Consider the following 400-nt stretch of genomic DNA (forward strand, 5'->3'; position numbering starts at 1 on the left):
AATCGCATCAGCGCTTCCAAATTCTTTCAGTATGTTCATATATACAATTCCATACTTGGACTTGAATAAACTGTTGAATTCAGGAAATACGACATCTATGCATTTCTGCAGACGATTTAAGAGTTGATTTTCTTCTTCCTTGAGATTGTGGTGCTCTCTAGTCAGCTGTTTCTGCTCATACAGATCAAAGCTGCTGTATTTTGAAATACGGTAAGATTTGACGCGCTGATTTGAAGAAAGTACGTCACAGATAGTCAGAGTATCCAGCTTGTCGTTCTTAGAGATTCCGCCCTGCATTTTGCGGGTAAGGTTAGTAGCAACAGGATTGATCAATGCAACCTGATAGTTTCTGTCCAAGAGAAACTTCAGTAAAGCAAGATTATAGTGACCTGTATCTTCC

Annotated in this window: 1 protein-coding gene; it reads right to left on the reverse strand. The window is 39.2% G+C overall.

The features are described from left to right. The coding region (locus tag ACTND6_RS11220; RefSeq protein WP_441045129.1) for an IS110 family transposase at window positions 1–400 on the reverse strand (400 nt) is incomplete at both ends.

It is taken from the genome of Bulleidia sp. HCP3S3_C9 (assembly GCF_052064035.1).
Classification (GTDB): domain Bacteria; phylum Bacillota_I; class Bacilli_A; order Erysipelotrichales; family Erysipelotrichaceae; genus Bulleidia.